The 15,773-nt window shown below is 64.7% G+C and carries 17 protein-coding genes, 1 pseudogene and 1 other annotated feature; of the genes and pseudogenes, 11 read left to right on the top strand and 7 right to left on the bottom strand.

Annotated features, from left to right (window positions below; all coding sequences use genetic code 11):
• Positions 1 to 41: 41 nt before the first annotated feature.
• On the top strand, positions 42 to 1,007 hold the full coding sequence (locus ACPYIS_RS05120) for an IS481 family transposase (protein ID WP_424859323.1): 966 nt from the start codon (positions 42 to 44) through the stop codon (positions 1,005 to 1,007).
• On the opposite strand, the gene istB is transcribed toward ACPYIS_RS05120, so the two are convergent.
• From istB to ACPYIS_RS05105, 3 genes are all read right to left on the bottom strand, one after another.
• On the bottom strand, positions 950 to 1,717 hold the full coding sequence (gene istB / locus ACPYIS_RS05115) for an IS21-like element helper ATPase IstB (protein ID WP_425973946.1): 768 nt from the start codon (positions 1,715 to 1,717) through the stop codon (positions 950 to 952). The two genes, ACPYIS_RS05120 and istB, sit on opposite strands and share 58 nt — an antisense overlap.
• On the bottom strand, positions 1,714 to 3,336 hold the full coding sequence (gene istA / locus ACPYIS_RS05110) for an IS21 family transposase (RefSeq protein ID WP_425973945.1): 1,623 nt from the start codon (positions 3,334 to 3,336) through the stop codon (positions 1,714 to 1,716). Before istA ends, istB begins: the two co-directional genes overlap by 4 nt.
• Positions 3,337 to 3,485: 149 nt before the next feature.
• A protein-coding gene (locus ACPYIS_RS05105) for an IS3 family transposase (protein WP_425973944.1) occupies positions 3,486 to 4,720 on the bottom strand; the annotation gives its coding sequence in 2 pieces (ribosomal slippage) (positions 3,486 to 4,429 and positions 4,429 to 4,720; 1,236 coding nt in all).
• Positions 4,326 to 4,442 (bottom strand) — a sequence feature (AL1L pseudoknot). (Overlaps the previous gene by 117 nt.)
• A gap of 238 nt (positions 4,721 to 4,958) precedes the next feature.
• Between ACPYIS_RS05105 and ACPYIS_RS05100 the strand changes: the two genes are divergently transcribed.
• Positions 4,959 to 6,130 (top strand): IS3 family transposase gene (locus ACPYIS_RS05100; RefSeq protein ID WP_424859250.1). Its coding sequence is split into 2 segments (ribosomal slippage): positions 4,959 to 5,214 and positions 5,214 to 6,130, totalling 1,173 coding nucleotides; the frame shifts between segments, so codons are not numbered across the junction.
• 11 nt (positions 6,131 to 6,141) lie between these two features.
• A complete protein-coding gene (locus ACPYIS_RS05095; protein ID WP_425973942.1) occupies positions 6,142 to 6,465 on the top strand; it encodes a PD-(D/E)XK nuclease domain-containing protein in 324 nt (107 codons plus the stop codon).
• A gap of 155 nt (positions 6,466 to 6,620) precedes the next feature.
• Here the strand turns inward: ACPYIS_RS05095 and ACPYIS_RS05090 are convergent, their stop codons facing one another.
• From ACPYIS_RS05090 to ACPYIS_RS05080, 3 genes are all read right to left on the bottom strand, one after another.
• Positions 6,621 to 6,857: a hypothetical protein gene (locus tag ACPYIS_RS05090; RefSeq protein WP_409786069.1), complete on the bottom strand. Its 237-nt coding sequence runs from the start codon at positions 6,855 to 6,857 to the stop codon at positions 6,621 to 6,623.
• 120 nt (positions 6,858 to 6,977) lie between these two features.
• A complete protein-coding gene (locus tag ACPYIS_RS05085) occupies positions 6,978 to 7,298 on the bottom strand; it encodes a helix-turn-helix domain-containing protein (protein WP_217086332.1) in 321 nt (106 codons plus the stop codon).
• The gene (locus ACPYIS_RS05080; RefSeq protein WP_424859855.1) at positions 7,279 to 7,611 is read right to left on the bottom strand and encodes a type II toxin-antitoxin system RelE/ParE family toxin; all 333 of its coding nucleotides are present in this window, start codon (positions 7,609 to 7,611) and stop codon (positions 7,279 to 7,281) included. Before ACPYIS_RS05080 ends, ACPYIS_RS05085 begins: the two co-directional genes overlap by 20 nt.
• A gap of 261 nt (positions 7,612 to 7,872) precedes the next feature.
• On the opposite strand from ACPYIS_RS05080, the gene ACPYIS_RS05075 reads away from it, so the two are divergent.
• The 4 genes and pseudogenes from ACPYIS_RS05075 (at position 7,873) to ACPYIS_RS05060 (ending at position 12,553) form a co-directional block, all read left to right on the top strand.
• Positions 7,873 to 9,044, top strand: a protein-coding gene (locus tag ACPYIS_RS05075; protein WP_424859250.1) for an IS3 family transposase whose coding sequence is annotated in 2 segments (ribosomal slippage) — positions 7,873 to 8,128 and positions 8,128 to 9,044 — 1,173 coding nt in all. Because the reading frame shifts where the segments join, the coding sequence is not laid out codon by codon here.
• Between the two features lie 159 nt (positions 9,045 to 9,203).
• Entirely contained in the window at positions 9,204 to 9,401 is a 198-nt protein-coding gene (locus ACPYIS_RS05070; RefSeq protein ID WP_424859856.1) for a helix-turn-helix domain-containing protein, read from the top strand.
• Positions 9,402 to 10,211: 810 nt separating this feature from the next.
• Positions 10,212 to 11,762, top strand: a complete 1,551-nt coding sequence (locus ACPYIS_RS05065; protein WP_144326966.1) for an ATP-binding protein — start codon at positions 10,212 to 10,214, stop codon at positions 11,760 to 11,762.
• Positions 11,763 to 11,795: 33 nt separating this feature from the next.
• Positions 11,796 to 12,553: pseudogene (locus tag ACPYIS_RS05060) on the top strand (IS5 family transposase).
• 73 nt (positions 12,554 to 12,626) lie between these two features.
• On the opposite strand, the gene clpS reads toward ACPYIS_RS05060, so the two are convergent.
• The gene (clpS, locus tag ACPYIS_RS05055) at positions 12,627 to 12,947 is read right to left on the bottom strand and encodes an ATP-dependent Clp protease adapter ClpS (protein WP_144326903.1); all 321 of its coding nucleotides are present in this window, start codon (positions 12,945 to 12,947) and stop codon (positions 12,627 to 12,629) included.
• 105 nt (positions 12,948 to 13,052) lie between these two features.
• Between clpS and ACPYIS_RS05050 the strand changes: the two genes are divergently transcribed.
• Genes ACPYIS_RS05050 through hflD form a run of 4 tightly spaced genes read left to right on the top strand, consistent with a single transcriptional unit; the run spans position 13,053 to position 15,748 of the window.
• Positions 13,053 to 13,529 (top strand): hypothetical protein, encoded by a 477-nt coding sequence (locus tag ACPYIS_RS05050; protein ID WP_144326904.1) that lies wholly within the window; start codon positions 13,053 to 13,055, stop codon positions 13,527 to 13,529.
• A 1-nt stretch (position 13,530) separates the two neighbouring features.
• Positions 13,531 to 14,007: an NUDIX hydrolase gene (locus ACPYIS_RS05045; RefSeq protein ID WP_146472744.1), complete on the top strand. Its 477-nt coding sequence runs from the start codon at positions 13,531 to 13,533 to the stop codon at positions 14,005 to 14,007.
• On the top strand, positions 14,004 to 15,122 hold the full coding sequence (gene mnmA / locus ACPYIS_RS05040) for a tRNA 2-thiouridine(34) synthase MnmA (protein ID WP_424894999.1): 1,119 nt from the start codon (positions 14,004 to 14,006) through the stop codon (positions 15,120 to 15,122). The genes ACPYIS_RS05045 and mnmA overlap by 4 nt, the downstream gene beginning before the upstream one ends.
• 26 nt (positions 15,123 to 15,148) lie before the next feature.
• On the top strand, positions 15,149 to 15,748 hold the full coding sequence (hflD, locus tag ACPYIS_RS05035; RefSeq protein ID WP_144326907.1) for a high frequency lysogenization protein HflD: 600 nt from the start codon (positions 15,149 to 15,151) through the stop codon (positions 15,746 to 15,748).
• The last annotated feature ends 25 nt before the right edge of the window (positions 15,749 to 15,773 follow it).

Raw genomic sequence — 15,773 nt, 5'->3', positions numbered from 1 at the left:
GTGATGCGAGAGCTGATCGACAACCTCCGGAGCGCTCAACCATGATTATTCGCCTACACAAAAACGCCACCACAACCCCCGCCACCCGCGCCTACATCCAGTCCTCGTCCTTGTCGGTTGCGGCCTTGGCAGCCGAGTTGGGCGTATCCGAAGACACCATCCGCCGCTGGAAGCGTCGGGACTTTGTGGAAGATCGCCCGCATACCGCGCATCGTTTGCAGACGACGCTCACCCCGGCGCAGGAGCTTTTGGTGGTGGAGCTGCGCAAGACCCTCCAGCTACCCCTTGACGATCTGCTGGTGGTCACACGGGAGTTCATCAACCCCCGGGCCTCACGTTCTGGGCTGTATCGTCTGCTCAAGCGCCATGGCCTATCCCAACTGCCCAGTGAAGCCAAGGATGCGCCTGCTTCCAAGCCATTCAAGACCTACATGCCGGGCTACCTGCACATCGACGTCAAGTACCTGCCGCAGATGCCCGACGAACATCAGAGGCGTTATCTCTTCGTCGCCATTGACCGCGCCACCCGTTGGGTCTTCATCCAGATTAAGCCAAACAAGACCGCAGCCGCGGCCAGAAGCTTCCTGAAGGCCTTGCACAAGACCTGCCCGGTCAGAATCACGCACATCCTCACCGACAACGGCAAGGAGTTCACGGATCGCCTCTTCGCCTCAGGCGCGCGCGCACCGTCCGGGAAGCACGAGTTCGATCAGCTCTGCCAGGCCCTTGGCATCGAGCATCGCCTCACCAAGCCCAGACACCCTCAGACCAATGGCATGGTCGAACGCTTCAACGGCCGTATTGCCGAGGTCCTTGCCACCCATCACTTCAACAGCGCCGAGGACCTCGAGACTACCTTGACCCGTTATGTTTGGCTGTACAACCATCATTTACCCCAGAAGGCAATCGGACACATAACACCTCTGGAGGCCTTGAAAAAGTGGTACGCTCAACGCCCCGATCTTTTCATCTTCAAACCACGTAATCGTCCGGGACCTGACAGGTAACTCTTGCCCTCGAACTCCAGCATCGCGCAGCGGTGCATGAGTCTGTCCAGTATGGTGGTGGCCATGGTGGCGTCGCCCAGATATCGGCCCCAGTCCTGCACCACGCGGTTGGAGGTCACCACGATGGCACGGCGAAGCTTGTAACGCTGGTGCACGACGGTCTGCAAGACCTCTGCGGCGTGCTCACTGATGCGCCGCGTCAGGAACAGATCATCCAGAACCAGCAAATCCGGCTCCACCCACGCCTTGAGCAATTCGCTGCGCTCTGTGGGATTGCCCAACGCGTAGCGGGCAAACTCGGTGTCGGCCTCGAGGTAGCGCACGTCGTGGCCGGCCAGTGTGGCCTGGTAGGCCACCGCCTTGGCCAGGTGGCTCTTGCCCGTGCCGGGCTTGCCCACGATCAGCGCGTTGGCGCCTTCGGCGATGAATTTGAGGGTGTGCAACTCGAAGCAGGCGGCCCGTGGCAGCTTCGGGTTGAATCGCCAGTCGAAGTCGGCCAGGGTGACCTTCTCGTCGAGGCCCGAGCGTTTGAAGCGACGCTCCAGCAGGCGCGTGCGGCGCCGGTCGAGCTCGTCTTGCAGCATGGCGCCCAAGGTCTCCAGGAAGGGCTCCTGGCTGGCCTGGGCCTGCATCACCCGGGTCGACAGGGTCTCGGCGATCCCTGAGAGGCGCAACTCGCGCAGGGCGCGTTCGATCTCCACCATGTTCATGACCGGCTCCTTTGCGTGCTGGCAGTGGCCACCATGGTGCAAACAGCGGTGGCCGCGGCCTGTGCAAACAGATCACCGTATTCCTCGGCCTCCCGGATCAGCTCGTGCTGCTGGGTCAACCCGGCTGCCGCCACCGTGGTGGTGCTACTGGCACTGGCCTGCGCTTCAATCGCAGCCAGCGCCTCGGCAAAGAGGGATTCGGTCAGGCCCTGCACCCGTTTGTAGCTGTAGATGCCTTGCTCGAGCGCCTGGGCGCAGGCGGCGTTAACGCAGTGCGCGGGGTAACGTCGAACCAAGCCGACGATGCCCCACAGCTTGCGTTGGCCGACCCTGCCTTCGATGGCAAAGAGAAGCTGGCACAGCCGGGCCGCATGCTCGCCAATCTCGCTGGCCTGGCGCAAGATCAGACGGGTCTCGCGCGAAGGATTGAAGACCCGTTCGTCCTGGGGCAGCACCACGGTACCGGGGCGCTCGGCCTTGGCATGGGTGCGTAGCAGCTTGCCCGTTCGGATGTCCCGGATCTCCAGACGCTGGACGTAAATGCGCACCAACACCTTCGACCCGATGGCCGCCGGCCGCGCGGCATAGCTGCAGTGCTGCACCCGCACGCAGCTGTCATCGCAGACCGTGCGCTCGACCTCGTCGAAATACTGCATGCCCAGCAACGGCAGCGCCTTGAGGTGGGCGCGCTCCTCCTCGAACATGGCCTGCACCTGGCGGCGCTCGGTACCGTGGATGCGCTTGGCCGCCCAGTTGCGCTCCCAGTGCGCCAGGAATTCGTTCTGGGCCTCAAGGGACTCAAAGCGCCGGCCCTTCAAGGCCGTGGATTGCGTGTGTCCGATGGCATGCTCGACCGTGCCCTTGCGGTTGGGATCACGTACCCGGGCCGGGTCCGCCACCACGCCGTAGTGCCCCAGGGTGGCGGCGTAGACCTTGTTGAGCTCGGGCTCGTAGAGGTCCGGGGTGAGCACACCTTCCTTGAGGTTGTCGAGGACCACGTACTGGGGGCAGCCACCGAAGTGCCGAAAGGCCCGTTCATGCAGCTCAGCCCAGACCCGTTGGCTGGACTTCCAGACCACGCAACGAAAGCTGGCCCGCGAGTAGCGCAGCGTGGCCACGAACAGACGCGGCTTGCGGTACCGCTCAGAGCCCGCTACTCGGGTAGGGGCGCCTTCGCCGTAGTCGACCTGCATCTCCTCGCCGGGCAGGAAGGACAGGCGGTCGAACTGTTCGGGCACCTTGTGGCGCAGCTTGGCCACGAAGCGTTTGACCGAGTTGTACTGACCGGCAAAGCCGTGATGGTCGACCAGGTCCTGGTAGATGGCCATGGCGTTGCGTCCAAGCCGTAGCTGGGCATCGATGAACTCACGGTGGGGTTCGCACAGGGAGGTGGCCGCCGACAGAGAGGCCGGTGGCCGGGGTGGGGCAATTTGACTGGCCACGGCCTCAGAGCCGGTGGCCACCCCGGGGCAGTTTGACTGTTCGGCGGCGAAGCGCTGTTGGTAGGCGCGGATAGTGTGGCGGGAAATGCCCGTCACCCGTTCGATCTCTCGCTGGCTGGCGTTGGCCTGCAACAGCGTCCAGATGGTGGTTTGCAAGTGTGGCTTCAAGACGTTCACTCCAGTGGTCCCCTCGGTGGTGAGGGGGTGAAAGTAACGTCCTGCCTGTAGGTTATTGGATGACCGACAGACACCAATCAATGCATCAGGTCACCCCTGGCCGGGTGGAGCAGTTTGAACCGCCCCGGGAATCGAGGAGGCTGTTGGGTTTAAGTTGACGCCTCCATCGAGGTGTCGCTGACGGCGAGTTGCCTCCAGTAGTTTGCCTCAGCTTCTGCCAGCGGGATGCCTCCAATCGGCGTGAGCAGTCGGGTGTGGTTGAACCAGTGCACCCACTGCAGGGTGGCCAGTTCCACGGATTCCCTGGTCTTCCAGGGTCCCCGGCGGTGAATCAACTCGGCCTTGTACAGCCCGTTGATGGTCTCGGCCAGCGCGTTGTCATAGCTGTCGCCCCGGCTGCCGACCGAGGGTTGGATGCCGGCCTCGGCTAGTCGCTCGGTGTAGCGAATGGAGAGGTACTGCGACCCCCTGTCGCTGTGATGAACCAAGGCGTTGGCAGCGGGTCGCCGCTCATAGAGCGCTTGCTCCAGCGCATCGAGCACAAAGTCGGTCTGCATGGTGCGACTGACCCGCCAGCCCACGATGCGCCGGGCGTACACGTCGATGACGAAGGCCACGTAGAGCCAGCCCTGCCACGTGCTGACGTAGGTGAAGTCCGACACCCACAACTCGTTGGGCTGACTGGCGTGAAAGACCCGGTTGACACGGTCCAGCGGGCACGGCGCTGCCTTGTCGGGCACCGTGGTGCGCACCGTCTTGCCACGGCGTGCTCCCTGCAGTCCCATGACACGCATCAGGCGCTCGACCGTGCAGCGCGCGACCTCGATGCCCTCGCGGTTGAGTTGCAGCCAGACCTTGTCGGCACCGTAGACCTGCCAGTTGGCGTGCCACACGCGCTGGATGTCGGCCATCAGGGCCTCATCGCGCTGGGCCCGCTGGCTGCGCAGTTGCGGCTGCCGTCGGCGGGCGGCATGGCGTCGGTAGCACGACGGGGCCATCTGCAACACGCGGCAGATGGGCTCGACCCCGTACAGATGGCGGTGCTGGTCGACGAAGCGCTTCAGTTCTTCAAACGGCGGTCGAGCTCCGCCTGGGCGAAAAACGCGCTGGCAGCCTTGAGGATGTCGTTGGCCCGGCGCAGTTCCCGGTTCTCGCGTTCCAGTTGCCGCAGTCGCTCGCGCTCGCCGCTGGTCAGTCCCTCGCGCTGGCCGGCATCGACTTCCTGGCGCTTGACCCATTCGAGCAGCGTCTGCGGAACGCAGCCAATCTTGGGTGCTATCGATTCAACGGCCGCCCACAGCGAAGGGTAGTCGCCCCGGTGCTCTTGCACCATGCGCACGGCGCGCTCGCGGACCTCGGGTGAGAACTTCGATGTCTTGTTCATGGCTCCATCTTCTCAAGAGTTGGAGCCTCCTCAATTCCCGGGGCGGTTCAGTTTGGGTGGCCATAAGTGGGGCACTTTGGGTGGCCGCCGGGGTCAGAACCCATATCGACAGCCTCTACGCCGCCATCCCGCACGACTGGTACCGCAACAACCCGATCGCGCAGTACGAGGGCTATGACCTTGCCCCTGGAAACCGGATCCCTTGCTGAGTGGTTGAATACAGGCAAGGAGAACGGAAGTGACGAAGGCAACGAGAGCGCGCTACACGCTGGAGTTCAAGCTGGAAGCGGTCAGGCTGGTCAAGGCTGGCCAGAGCATGGCGGCGACGGCGAAGATCCTGGGCATTGCGCAACAGACGCTGCACAACTGGATCCGTGCGGACCGAGACGGTCGTCTGGCGGGGGCTGGAAGCAAGCCGGTGAGCCCAGAGCAGATGGAGATCGCCAGGCTGCGCGCGGAGCTGGCGCGGGTCAAGATGGAGCGCGACATCCTGGGAAAAGCGACGGCGTACTTCGCGAAGGAGCGGGGGTGAAGTACGCCTGGATCGAGCGTAACCGCAAGCGCTGGCCCGTGTCGGTGGCGTGCGCAGTTCTGGGGGTGAGCCCCAGTGGGTACCACGACCACCGTGTGCGCCAGGCACGACCACGACGTGGGATCAGCAACGATGCTCTGCTGGTTCATATCCGAGCGATCCATGCCGAAACGCGTGGCGAGTACGGCTGGCCGCGGATCTGGAAGGAACTGCTGGCACGCGGCATTCGGGTGGGTAAGGAGCGCGTTCGCAAGCTCATGAGCCTGCACGGCATCCGCGCCCGAGGCAAGCGCAAGTTCAAGGCTACGACCGACAGCAACCACAAGCTGCCGGTGGCGCCGAACCTTGTGGATCGGCAGTTCAAGCCGGCCACGCCGAACGCCGTGTGGACGAGCGACATCACGTATGTGGCCACCGACGAGGGCTGGCTGTACCTGGCGGTGATCATCGACCTGTTCAGCCGCCAGGTCGTGGGCTGGTCGATGCAGCCGCACATGCGGCGCGAGCTGGTGATTGACGCGTTGCACATGGCCTGGTTCCGCCGCCATCCGCCGCCGGGACTGATATGCCACAGCGATCGCGGCAGCCAATACTGCAGTGCCGACTTCCAGAAGGCGCTGACCGGCTACGGCATGCGCAGCTCGATGAGTCGCAAGGGGAACTGCTGGGACAATGCGCCCACGGAAAGCCTGTGGGGCTCGCTCAAGGTGGGCAGGCTGCACGGCAAACGCTTCAAGACCCGGCGCGACGCCATGGACGAGATCGTCGACTGGCTGACGTTCTACAACCACCGGCGGCTTCATTCGTCGTTGGGCTATGTCAGTCCGATGCAATTCGAACGGGCTTGGCTTGCCGCCCAGAAAAGGCAGGCTGCGTAACGGTCTCAGCTATGGGATCCGGAACTCGCGGGCAAGGTCACTACTGGGCCAGCGTCTTCTACAGCCACATCGCAGCGCTCGGGCTGGATTTGATCGCCGAAGACGTCACGAGCCAGGGCCGCATCGATCTGACGGTGAAGCTCCCGGAGCGCATCTACCTGTTCGAGTTCAAAGTGGTCGAGCTCGAACCGGAAGGCAAGGCCCTCGCGCAACTGAAAACCAAAGACTACGCCGCCAAGTACCGCGCTGCGCGCGTGCCCATCCACCTGGTGGGCATCGAGTTCAGCAAGGAGAGCCGACGGGTGGTGGGGTTCGAGGCCGAGACGGGCGGTTGACGTGTCTTGGGGTTGGCGCGGCTGGGCGCATGCCGCATCTTGTCGGGCGCTTTCGCGATGATGCGGCCAATGGTGGAGACAGTGGGTCGCGCGATGCCATGCCTGGCGCACCTAGGGCCAAGGAGCACGTGGAGTTTGGTCTTGCCGAGATTGGGTTATAGCGTGCGCAGGCGGCGGATCTCCATCACCAGCCTGGGGTCGGTCTTGGGGGTTCGGCGCTTTTTGGGCGCGCAGGACTTCGCTGCCAGGGAAGCCGGGTTGCCGCCTTGGGCTTTGAGGGTGGCCTTCCAGCGGTAGAGCGTGCGGCGCGAGACACCGAAGGCGTCACGGGTCGCGGCCAGTCCGTGCTTGTCGAAGAAACGAAGAATTTCAAGAACGGGGTGGATTTGCATGGCACTCCTCCTGATTCATAGGAGTGCCAAAGATTTCTGAGCTTATGCTCGTTATCGCGCACTACGAATGCCATCCTTCCCGGCCCTTTCGCGAAGCACAGCGCGCCCATCTGGTTTAGCCTACAGCACGGCTTCAAGCCCCTTGCGTTCGATCAGGTTGAGAAGTTTCAAGGACGGACCACTGGGCTTCTTGTCACCCACCTCCCACTTTTGCACCGTTGACAGGCTGGTGTTCAGCACGGCGGCGAGCACGGCCTGGCTGATACGCGCCCGCTCACGCAGGGACTTGATCTTTTGCGGGGGCATCTCGTGGACATCGAGATGGCACAGCGCATCGAACTCGCCCATACGGCGCTTGCTGATCAGTCCTGCGCTGTACAGCCCACGCGCGGTCTCGTGCATTTCATCCAGAATTCGACTCTTACGTTTCGTCGTTGCCATGACACACCTCCACGATCTCGCCCGCCATCAGAGCGGTCGCCAGTTGCCGATCATCGAAACCCAACAGTTCCTTTGCCATCTCCCGGAACACCTTCAATTCGTCCTGGTCGATGTTGGCGCGCTCGTTCTTGCCGAACCCGTACAGAAAAAACCACCGCTCAGCCAGCTTGGTCGCCACGATGGTCCTCGCTCCGCCCCGCTTGCCCTGGCCAGCCAGTGCAACCCGCTTCTTGACCACATGGCCGCCTAAGTCCGCGTCGACAAGGCCCTGACTCATCTCGGCGACGGCTTCCCACAAGGCTTCGTCGGTCAAACCGGACTTCGCCATCCAGCGGGTGAAGGTGCGGGTTCGGAATACCCTTCTCATAAAAAGTATACCACTTAGTGCAATAGATTGCCAGTCAATGTATGAGTCCAGTACCTTTGGCACTCGGGTTGATGTTGCAGGAGGAAGGATAGCGGGGATTGCTGGCCGAGGGTGTGGTGCGGACGCTCGGCGTTGTAGAAGACCTGACCTTGCCCCTGGAAACCGGATCCCTTGCTGAGTGGTTGAATACAGGCAAGGAGAACGGAAGTGACGAAGGCAACGAGAGCGCGCTACACGCTGGAGTTCAAGCTGGAAGCGGTCAGGCTGGTCAAGGCTGGCCAGAGCATGGCGGCGACGGCGAAGATCCTGGGCATTGCGCAACAGACGCTGCACAACTGGATCCGTGCGGACCGAGACGGTCGTCTGGCGGGGGCTGGAAGCAAGCCGGTGAGCCCAGAGCAGATGGAGATCGCCAGGCTGCGCGCGGAGCTGGCGCGGGTCAAGATGGAGCGCGACATCCTGGGAAAAGCGACGGCGTACTTCGCGAAGGAGCGGGGGTGAAGTACGCCTGGATCGAGCGTAACCGCAAGCGCTGGCCCGTGTCGGTGGCGTGCGCAGTTCTGGGGGTGAGCCCCAGTGGGTACCACGACCACCGTGTGCGCCAGGCACGACCACGACGTGGGATCAGCAACGATGCTCTGCTGGTTCATATCCGAGCGATCCATGCCGAAACGCGTGGCGAGTACGGCTGGCCGCGGATCTGGAAGGAACTGCTGGCACGCGGCATTCGGGTGGGTAAGGAGCGCGTTCGCAAGCTCATGAGCCTGCACGGCATCCGCGCCCGAGGCAAGCGCAAGTTCAAGGCTACGACCGACAGCAACCACAAGCTGCCGGTGGCGCCGAACCTTGTGGATCGGCAGTTCAAGCCGGCCACGCCGAACGCCGTGTGGACGAGCGACATCACGTATGTGGCCACCGACGAGGGCTGGCTGTACCTGGCGGTGATCATCGACCTGTTCAGCCGCCAGGTCGTGGGCTGGTCGATGCAGCCGCACATGCGGCGCGAGCTGGTGATTGACGCGTTGCACATGGCCTGGTTCCGCCGCCATCCGCCGCCGGGACTGATATGCCACAGCGATCGCGGCAGCCAATACTGCAGTGCCGACTTCCAGAAGGCGCTGACCGGCTACGGCATGCGCAGCTCGATGAGTCGCAAGGGGAACTGCTGGGACAATGCGCCCACGGAAAGCCTGTGGGGCTCGCTCAAGGTGGGCAGGCTGCACGGCAAACGCTTCAAGACCCGGCGCGACGCCATGGACGAGATCGTCGACTGGCTGACGTTCTACAACCACCGGCGGCTTCATTCGTCGTTGGGCTATGTCAGTCCGATGCAATTCGAACGGGCTTGGCTTGCCGCCCAGAAAAGGCAGGCTGCGTAACGGTCTCAGCTATGGGATCCGGAACTCGCGGGCAAGGTCACCCAACCGGTAAATTACCCCCCCCCCGCCGCCCCCCCTTGAGCGCCAATGCCATCGTGACCGCTGTCACCCACGGGAAACACTGCCCAGCCTGGGCGTAGGTGCCACTTGTCCTGACTGATGGGAGAGCGCAAGCGCAAGCTCAAGATCAGCGACGTCGCCCGAGACACGGGCTTGCACCGCAACACCGTGGCGTTGCTCTACCACGAGACGGCGACGCGGGTCGATCTTCCCGCAGTCGAGGCCCTGTGCCGTTACTTCGGCATCCAAGTCGGTGACCTGTTCGAAGTCGTCGACAATGCTGCTGAGGGTACGTGATCGACACGACGGCATGCCGAAGGCGACGCCCGGCTACTGGTGGCGCACTATCTAGCGATAGCGATGGGCCATCGAGCCTATGGTCGAAAATCAGAGCAGTCCCAGCCTGCTCGGGCCACGGTTGGGCCACGAATGGGCCACGCGTTTGGCGGCACGCTTTACCCGGACCACAAGTCTTTTTTTCGGCGCAGCCTCCGCGGACACATTGCGCCGGTTGCACAACTCCGTCATGCGTATTCGCCAGGAGCGGTTGGATGCGCGTAACCCATTGATTTGGCGCGGCTGGCGGGGATCGAACCCACGACCTTTGGCTTCGGAGGCCAAACAACACACGTGACACCAATGTACGTACAACGGCCCTGCGTGCTTTTAATCTATATTTTTCAGCGTCTTGCACTGCCCCTACATCGCAGGCAAAGATCCCTTGTGAATAACTTTACGTCATTTGACGACACAGTTTCTTGTTAACGATATTTTTTGCATCTCTGACCACAAGCTCGCCGCGCTTTTTTGGCTTCCTCGGACGAGGGATACGATTTGAGGAGCAGTCAGCGCACGGACCCAGGCGCGCCGCCCCTGGGCCCGTGGGGAGAATGAGGCTTGTCGTGCACCAGCGGATCGACCCGAGCAGCTCGCGCATGGGGGCCACGCACTCAGCACAGAATTCTTCCTCCCGCTCGGACGTGGCGTTTCTGTCCTCTCTTGACCGAGCGCCATTGCTGGTGCCGCACCCGCGTCTATCTCTCGGTGGACTGCGTCCCTTCAGTGCGCACCGCCCACTGCGGCAAGGGGCGGTGACATAATCACTGCGTGCAACGCCAAAAGCTCCCCATCGGCATCCAGACCCTGCGCGAGATCCGCGAGGAGGGCTACTACTACGTCGACAAGACGGCGTTTGCGCACCGGCTGGCTGCCAGTGGCAAGTACTACTTCCTCTCGCGCCCGCGCCGCTTTGGCAAAAGCCTCTTTCTCGACACGCTGGCCGAGCTCTTCGCCGGCAACGAGCCGCTCTTTCGCGGCCTGTTCGTACACGACAAGTGGGACTGGAGCCGCAAGCACCCGGTGATCCGCTTGAGCTTTGGCGGTGGGCGGCTGCACGACGGGCGGGGGCTGGACGAACACATCCACGCCCTGCTCGATGACAACGCGCAGCGCCTGGGGGTGGAGCTACCCCCACCGCCGCAAGACGTGCACCTGCGCTTCAAGCGCCTGATCGAGCGCGCGGTCGCGCACCATGGCCAGCGTGCCGTGGTGCTGGTCGATGAATACGACAAACCGATCCTGGACAACTTGAGCGACCCCGAAGTGGCACGAACCCTGCGCGAGGGGCTGCGCAATCTGTACTCGGTGATCAAAGACAGCGACGCGCACATCCGCTTTGCGTTTCTGACCGGCGTGTCCAAAATCAGCAAGGTCTCGATCTTCTCAGGGCTGAACAACCTCAACGACATCACGGTCGATGCGGCCTACTCGGCCATTTGTGGCTACACCGAGACTGATCTCGATACGGTCTTCGCACCGGAGCTGCAGGGGCTGGACCGGCAAGCCATTCGCGACTGGTACAACGGCTACAACTGGCTGGGCGAGGCGGTCTACAACCCGTTCGACCTGCTGCTGCTGTTTGACAAACGCGAATTCCGCCCCTACTGGTTCGAGACCGGCACGCCGACCTTTTTGGTCGAGTGGCTGCGCCGCCACCGCACCTTCACGCCCAAGCTCGAGCGCCTGTTTGCCACCGACGAACTGCTGTCGGCCTTTGATGTGGAGCACATGCGCGCGGAGGCCCTGCTGTGGCAGACGGGTTATTTGACGTTTGCCGAGCGCCTAAGCGGCCCCGGCCTGCCCGAGTATTACCTGCGACTGCCCAACCAGGAAGTGCGTACGGCGCTCAACCACGCGCTGTTGCACGCCTGGTTGCCCCCGGATGGAGACTGGGCCGCCGGGGTGCGGTTCCTGCGCGAAGCGCTGCAGCGCGCCGATGCCAGCGCCCTGCGCCACCACTTGGAAAGCCTCTACGCCGCCATCCCGCACGACTGGTACCGCAACAACCCCATCACGCAGTACGAGGGCTACTGGGCCAGCGTCTTCTACAGCCACTTGGCCGCGCTGGGCCTGGAGCTGATTGCCGAAGACGTCACCAACCAGGGCTGCATCGACCTCACCGTGAAACTCCCTGAGCGCATCTATCTGTTCGAGTTCAAGGTGGTGCCCGACCAGGCCACCGGGCAGGCGCTGGCGCAGCTGCGGGCCAAGGCTTATGCGGACAAATACCGCGCCGATGGCCGGCCGCTGCATCTGGTCGGCATCGAGTTCAGCCGCCAGCAGCGCAATGTGGTGGGGTTCGAGGTCGAGACGCGCTAGGGCCTGTTAACACTACGTGCTAACATACTGCGCATGGAACTTACGCCTGCGCAATTCGCGCGTATCGAGGATTGCCTGCCGCGGCAGCGGGGCAATGTGTCGCTGGACAACCTTCAAGTGCTCAACGCGATCCTGTTCGTGGCCGAAAATGGCTGCAAGTGGCGGGCCCTGCCCAAGCGGTTCGGCAACTGGCACACGATCTACACGCGGATGAACCGGTGGGCCAAGGCCGGGGTCCTGGATCGGGTCTTCGAGCGCATGCAGGCCGAACAGCTGCTCCGGGTGCGGCTGGAGGCGGTCAGCCTGGACAGTACGATCGTCAAGGTCCACCCGGACGGCACCGGCGCACGAAAAAAAACGGCCCGCAGGCCATCGGCCGCTCCCGCGCAGGCTGGACCACCAAAATTCATATGGCTGCCGCGGATTCCCGCTGCGCGTTAGCCTTCTCGCTTTCGCCGGGCCAGGCGGGCGATGCCCCAGCCGGTCGCGCCCTGCTGCATGCCCTGCCACCCCTGCCCGCGCGCTGCCATCTGGTCATGGATCGCGCCTACGAGGGCAATGAAATCCGGCAGCTCGCGCTGGATCTGGGCCTGGATCCGGTCGTGCCGCCGCATCCGCTGCGGGCCCAGCCATGGGCGTACAACACCGAGATCTACAAGCGCCGCAACGAAATCGAGCGCCTGTTGCGCCGTCTGAAAGGGTTCCGCCGCATCTTCAGCCGCTTCGACAAGCTCGACGTCATGTTTGCGGCCTTCATCCACTTCGCACTGATCGTCGAATCGTTGCGATAGTGTTAACAGGCCCTAGGTGGGGGCACCCGTCCGCTTTTCCATCTCCGGAGCCGACGCCGCCGTACGGCTCTTCTTAGGCCCTTTCCATGGTGCACAACAGGGGGTGCTGGTGCAGTCTTGAATATTCGTTCACCTGCGCCACCTTCGACTCTGCGATCTCGCGGGTGAACACGCCGCAGACGCCGCGACCGCGCGTGTGCACGTGGAGCATGATCTGCGTCGCCTGTTCGATGTTGAGCGGGAAGAAACGCATCAGGACTTCCACCACGAAGTCCATCGGCGTGTAGTCGTCGTTCAGCAGCACCACCGAGTACAGCGGCGGACGCGCGAGCTCCGGCTTGCCGGTCTCCACGAGTACGCCGTGGTGATGTTCGTGCTCGGTTTTCTTTGACATGCGAACCAGTATACGAAGCGTGAGCGCGGCCGACGGTGCGCGCAAGCGGCGTGGACGGGCTCCCGGTTTCCCCGCACAATCGTTCAGCCAACCGGAGACACCGCCATGCGCCCTGCCGTCGTCCTTGCCGTGCTCGCAACCCTCTGTCTCGCTCCGGTGGCGGCCGCCGCCGCCGAGCCCGACCCTCTCATCGGCCGCCAGCTCAAATCCCTTGATTACCAGTACGAAATCGACGACGACGGCGATTACCAGCTCGTCTTCGAACTGGACGACGGCCGTACCCAGCTCGTGTTCGTGCGGTCGACCTTGGAGAGCTTCGGCTCGGTGCGTGTGCGCGAGATCTGGTCGCCCGGCTACGAATCCAAGGGCTCCGACCTGCCGGCCGCGGTGGCCAACCGCCTGCTGGCCGACAGCCAGGACAGCAAGCTCGGCGGCTGGGTGAAGCAGGACAAGTACGGCGTGTTCGTGGTCAAGATCCCGGCCGACGCCGATGCCGAGACCCTCGACGACGCCATGGCAGCCGCCTTCCGCACGGCCGACCAGATGGAAGCCGAGCTGACGCCCGGCAAGGACGCGTTCTGAGGTGAGCTACCGGGAGGGCCGCTTCTGGCAGCCGGACGTGACCGTCGCCACGATCGTCGTGGACGGCGGGCGGCTGCTGATGGTCGAGGAGGCGGTGCGCGGGGCGCTGGTGCTGAACCAGCCGGCCGGGCACCTGGAACCCGACGAGACCCTGCTGCAGGCGGCCCGCCGCGAGACGCTCGAGGAAACCGGCTGGGAGGTCGAGCTCACCGCGTTCGTCGGCGCCTACCAGTGGAAGGCGCCGGACGGACCGGACGGTCCCGGCCGGCACTACCTGCGGTTCGCCTTCGCCGCGGTGCCGGTGCGGCACGACTCCGTCCGCACCCTCGACGAGGGCATCGTCCGCGCGCTGTGGATGACCCCCGCCGAGCTGCGCGATGCCCGCCCGCGCCACCGCAGCCCGCTGGTCTGGCAGGCGGTCGCCGACTTCCTGGGCGGGCAGCGCCACCCGCTGCACCTGGCTCGCCACCTCGCATGAGCGGGGTGCGCACGATCGTCGGCATCTCGGGCGGCGTCGATTCCTCGGTCGCCGCCCTGCTGCTGCGCGACGCCGGCGAACCCGTCGCCGGCCTGTTCATGAGCAACTGGGCCGACGACGGCAGCGGCGACTGCCGCGCCGAGGACGACCGCCGCGACGCCGTGGCGGTGTGCGGGCGCCTGGGCATTCCGATCCACTTCCGCGATTTCTCGCGCGAATACCGGGACGGCGTGTTCGCGCATTTCCTCGCCGAGTACGCCGCCGGACGCACGCCCAATCCGGACGTGCTGTGCAACCGCGAGATCAAGTTCAAGCATTTCCTCGACGCCGCGCACGCGCTCGGCGCCGGGTTCATCGCCACCGGGCACTACGCCCGGGTGGAGCGCCGCGGCGACCGCCACCTGCTGCTGCGCGCGGTCGACCGCAGCAAGGACCAGAGCTACTTCCTGCACCAGCTCGGCCAGGCGCAACTGGCCGCCACCCGCTTCCCGCTCGGCGGCCTGCTCAAGCGCGAGGTGCGCCGCATCGCCGCCGAGGCCGGTCTGCCGACCGCGGCCAAGCGCGACTCGACCGGCATCTGTTTCATCGGCGAACGCGACTTCCGCGAGTTCCTGTCGCGCTACCTGCCCGCCCGCGCGGGCGAGATCCGCACCCCGGCGGGCGACCGCATCGGCGAGCACCCGGGGGTGTTCTACTTCACCCTCGGCCAGCGCGAAGGGCTGAACATCGGCGGCGTGCGCGGCTATGCCGCGGCGCCGTGGTACGTGGTCGGCAAGGACGTGCGAGGCAACGTGCTGTACGTCGACCAGGGCGCGGACAGCCCGTACCTGCGTTCGCGGCGCCTGTGGTCGGAGCCCGCGCACTGGATCGCCGGCCAGCCGCCCGCGTCCGTGTTCCGCTGCTCGACCCAGACCCGCTATCGCCAGGCGGACGAGCCCTGCGAAGTCCGGGTGAACGACGACGGCCGGCTTGAAGTCCGCTTCGACCGCCCGCAACGTGCGGTCACCCCCGGCCAGTCGGTCGTGCTGTACGACGGCGAGATCTGCCTCGGCGGGGCGGTGATCGAACGAACCGACGCTCCGCTGGAGCAACGCTTGGGAGCACATGCCGCATGACGCCTGGCCCGTCGCGACCGCAACCGATGTCCGAGCGCGCGCTGGCGCTGGCCGGACTCGTCCAGGCGCTGGCCCAGGTGCGCCGCATCGCCGAGACCGGCCAGGCCCACGCCGCCACCCTGGCGACCGCGATCGATTCGGTGTTCCGCTTCCAGGCGCCCAGCACCGCCGCGGTGTACGGCGGCGCCGAGCGCGTGCGCGACGGGCTGGTGCTCCTTCGCGATTACTTCGAAAGCCGCGGCCGGGACGAGCAGTTGCCGCGTCTGGCCCTGTCCGTGCTGCAACTGGAACGGCGGTTCGCGCAGGACGAGGACATGATGCGGCGGGTCCGGGAGGGACTGCAGGCGCAGACCGCGCGCGCCGCGCAGCTCGGCGGCACGCATCCGGACGTGCTGTCCGCGCTCGGCGCGCTCTACGCCGATACCCTGAGCCACCTGCGTCCACGCGTGCTCGTGCAGGGCAATCCGCATTACCTCGGACAGCCCGGGGTGGTCGCCGAGGTGCGCGCGGTGCTGCTCGCCGCCGTGCGCTCGGCCATGCTCTGGCGGCAGCTCGGCGGCAGCCTGTGGGACCTCACGCTGCGGCGCCGCGCGCTGCTGGAAGCGGTGCGCGCGCACCTCGGCTGAGACCGCGCAGGCATGCCGATCGCTG

The sequence above is a fragment of the Tepidimonas sp. HKU78 genome (assembly GCF_049860815.1).
In the GTDB taxonomy this organism is placed as follows: Bacteria; Pseudomonadota; Gammaproteobacteria; order Burkholderiales; family Burkholderiaceae_C; genus Tepidimonas.
The sequence above is the reverse complement of the archived record's forward strand: the minus strand, read 5'-3'. Positions and strand labels throughout refer to the sequence as shown.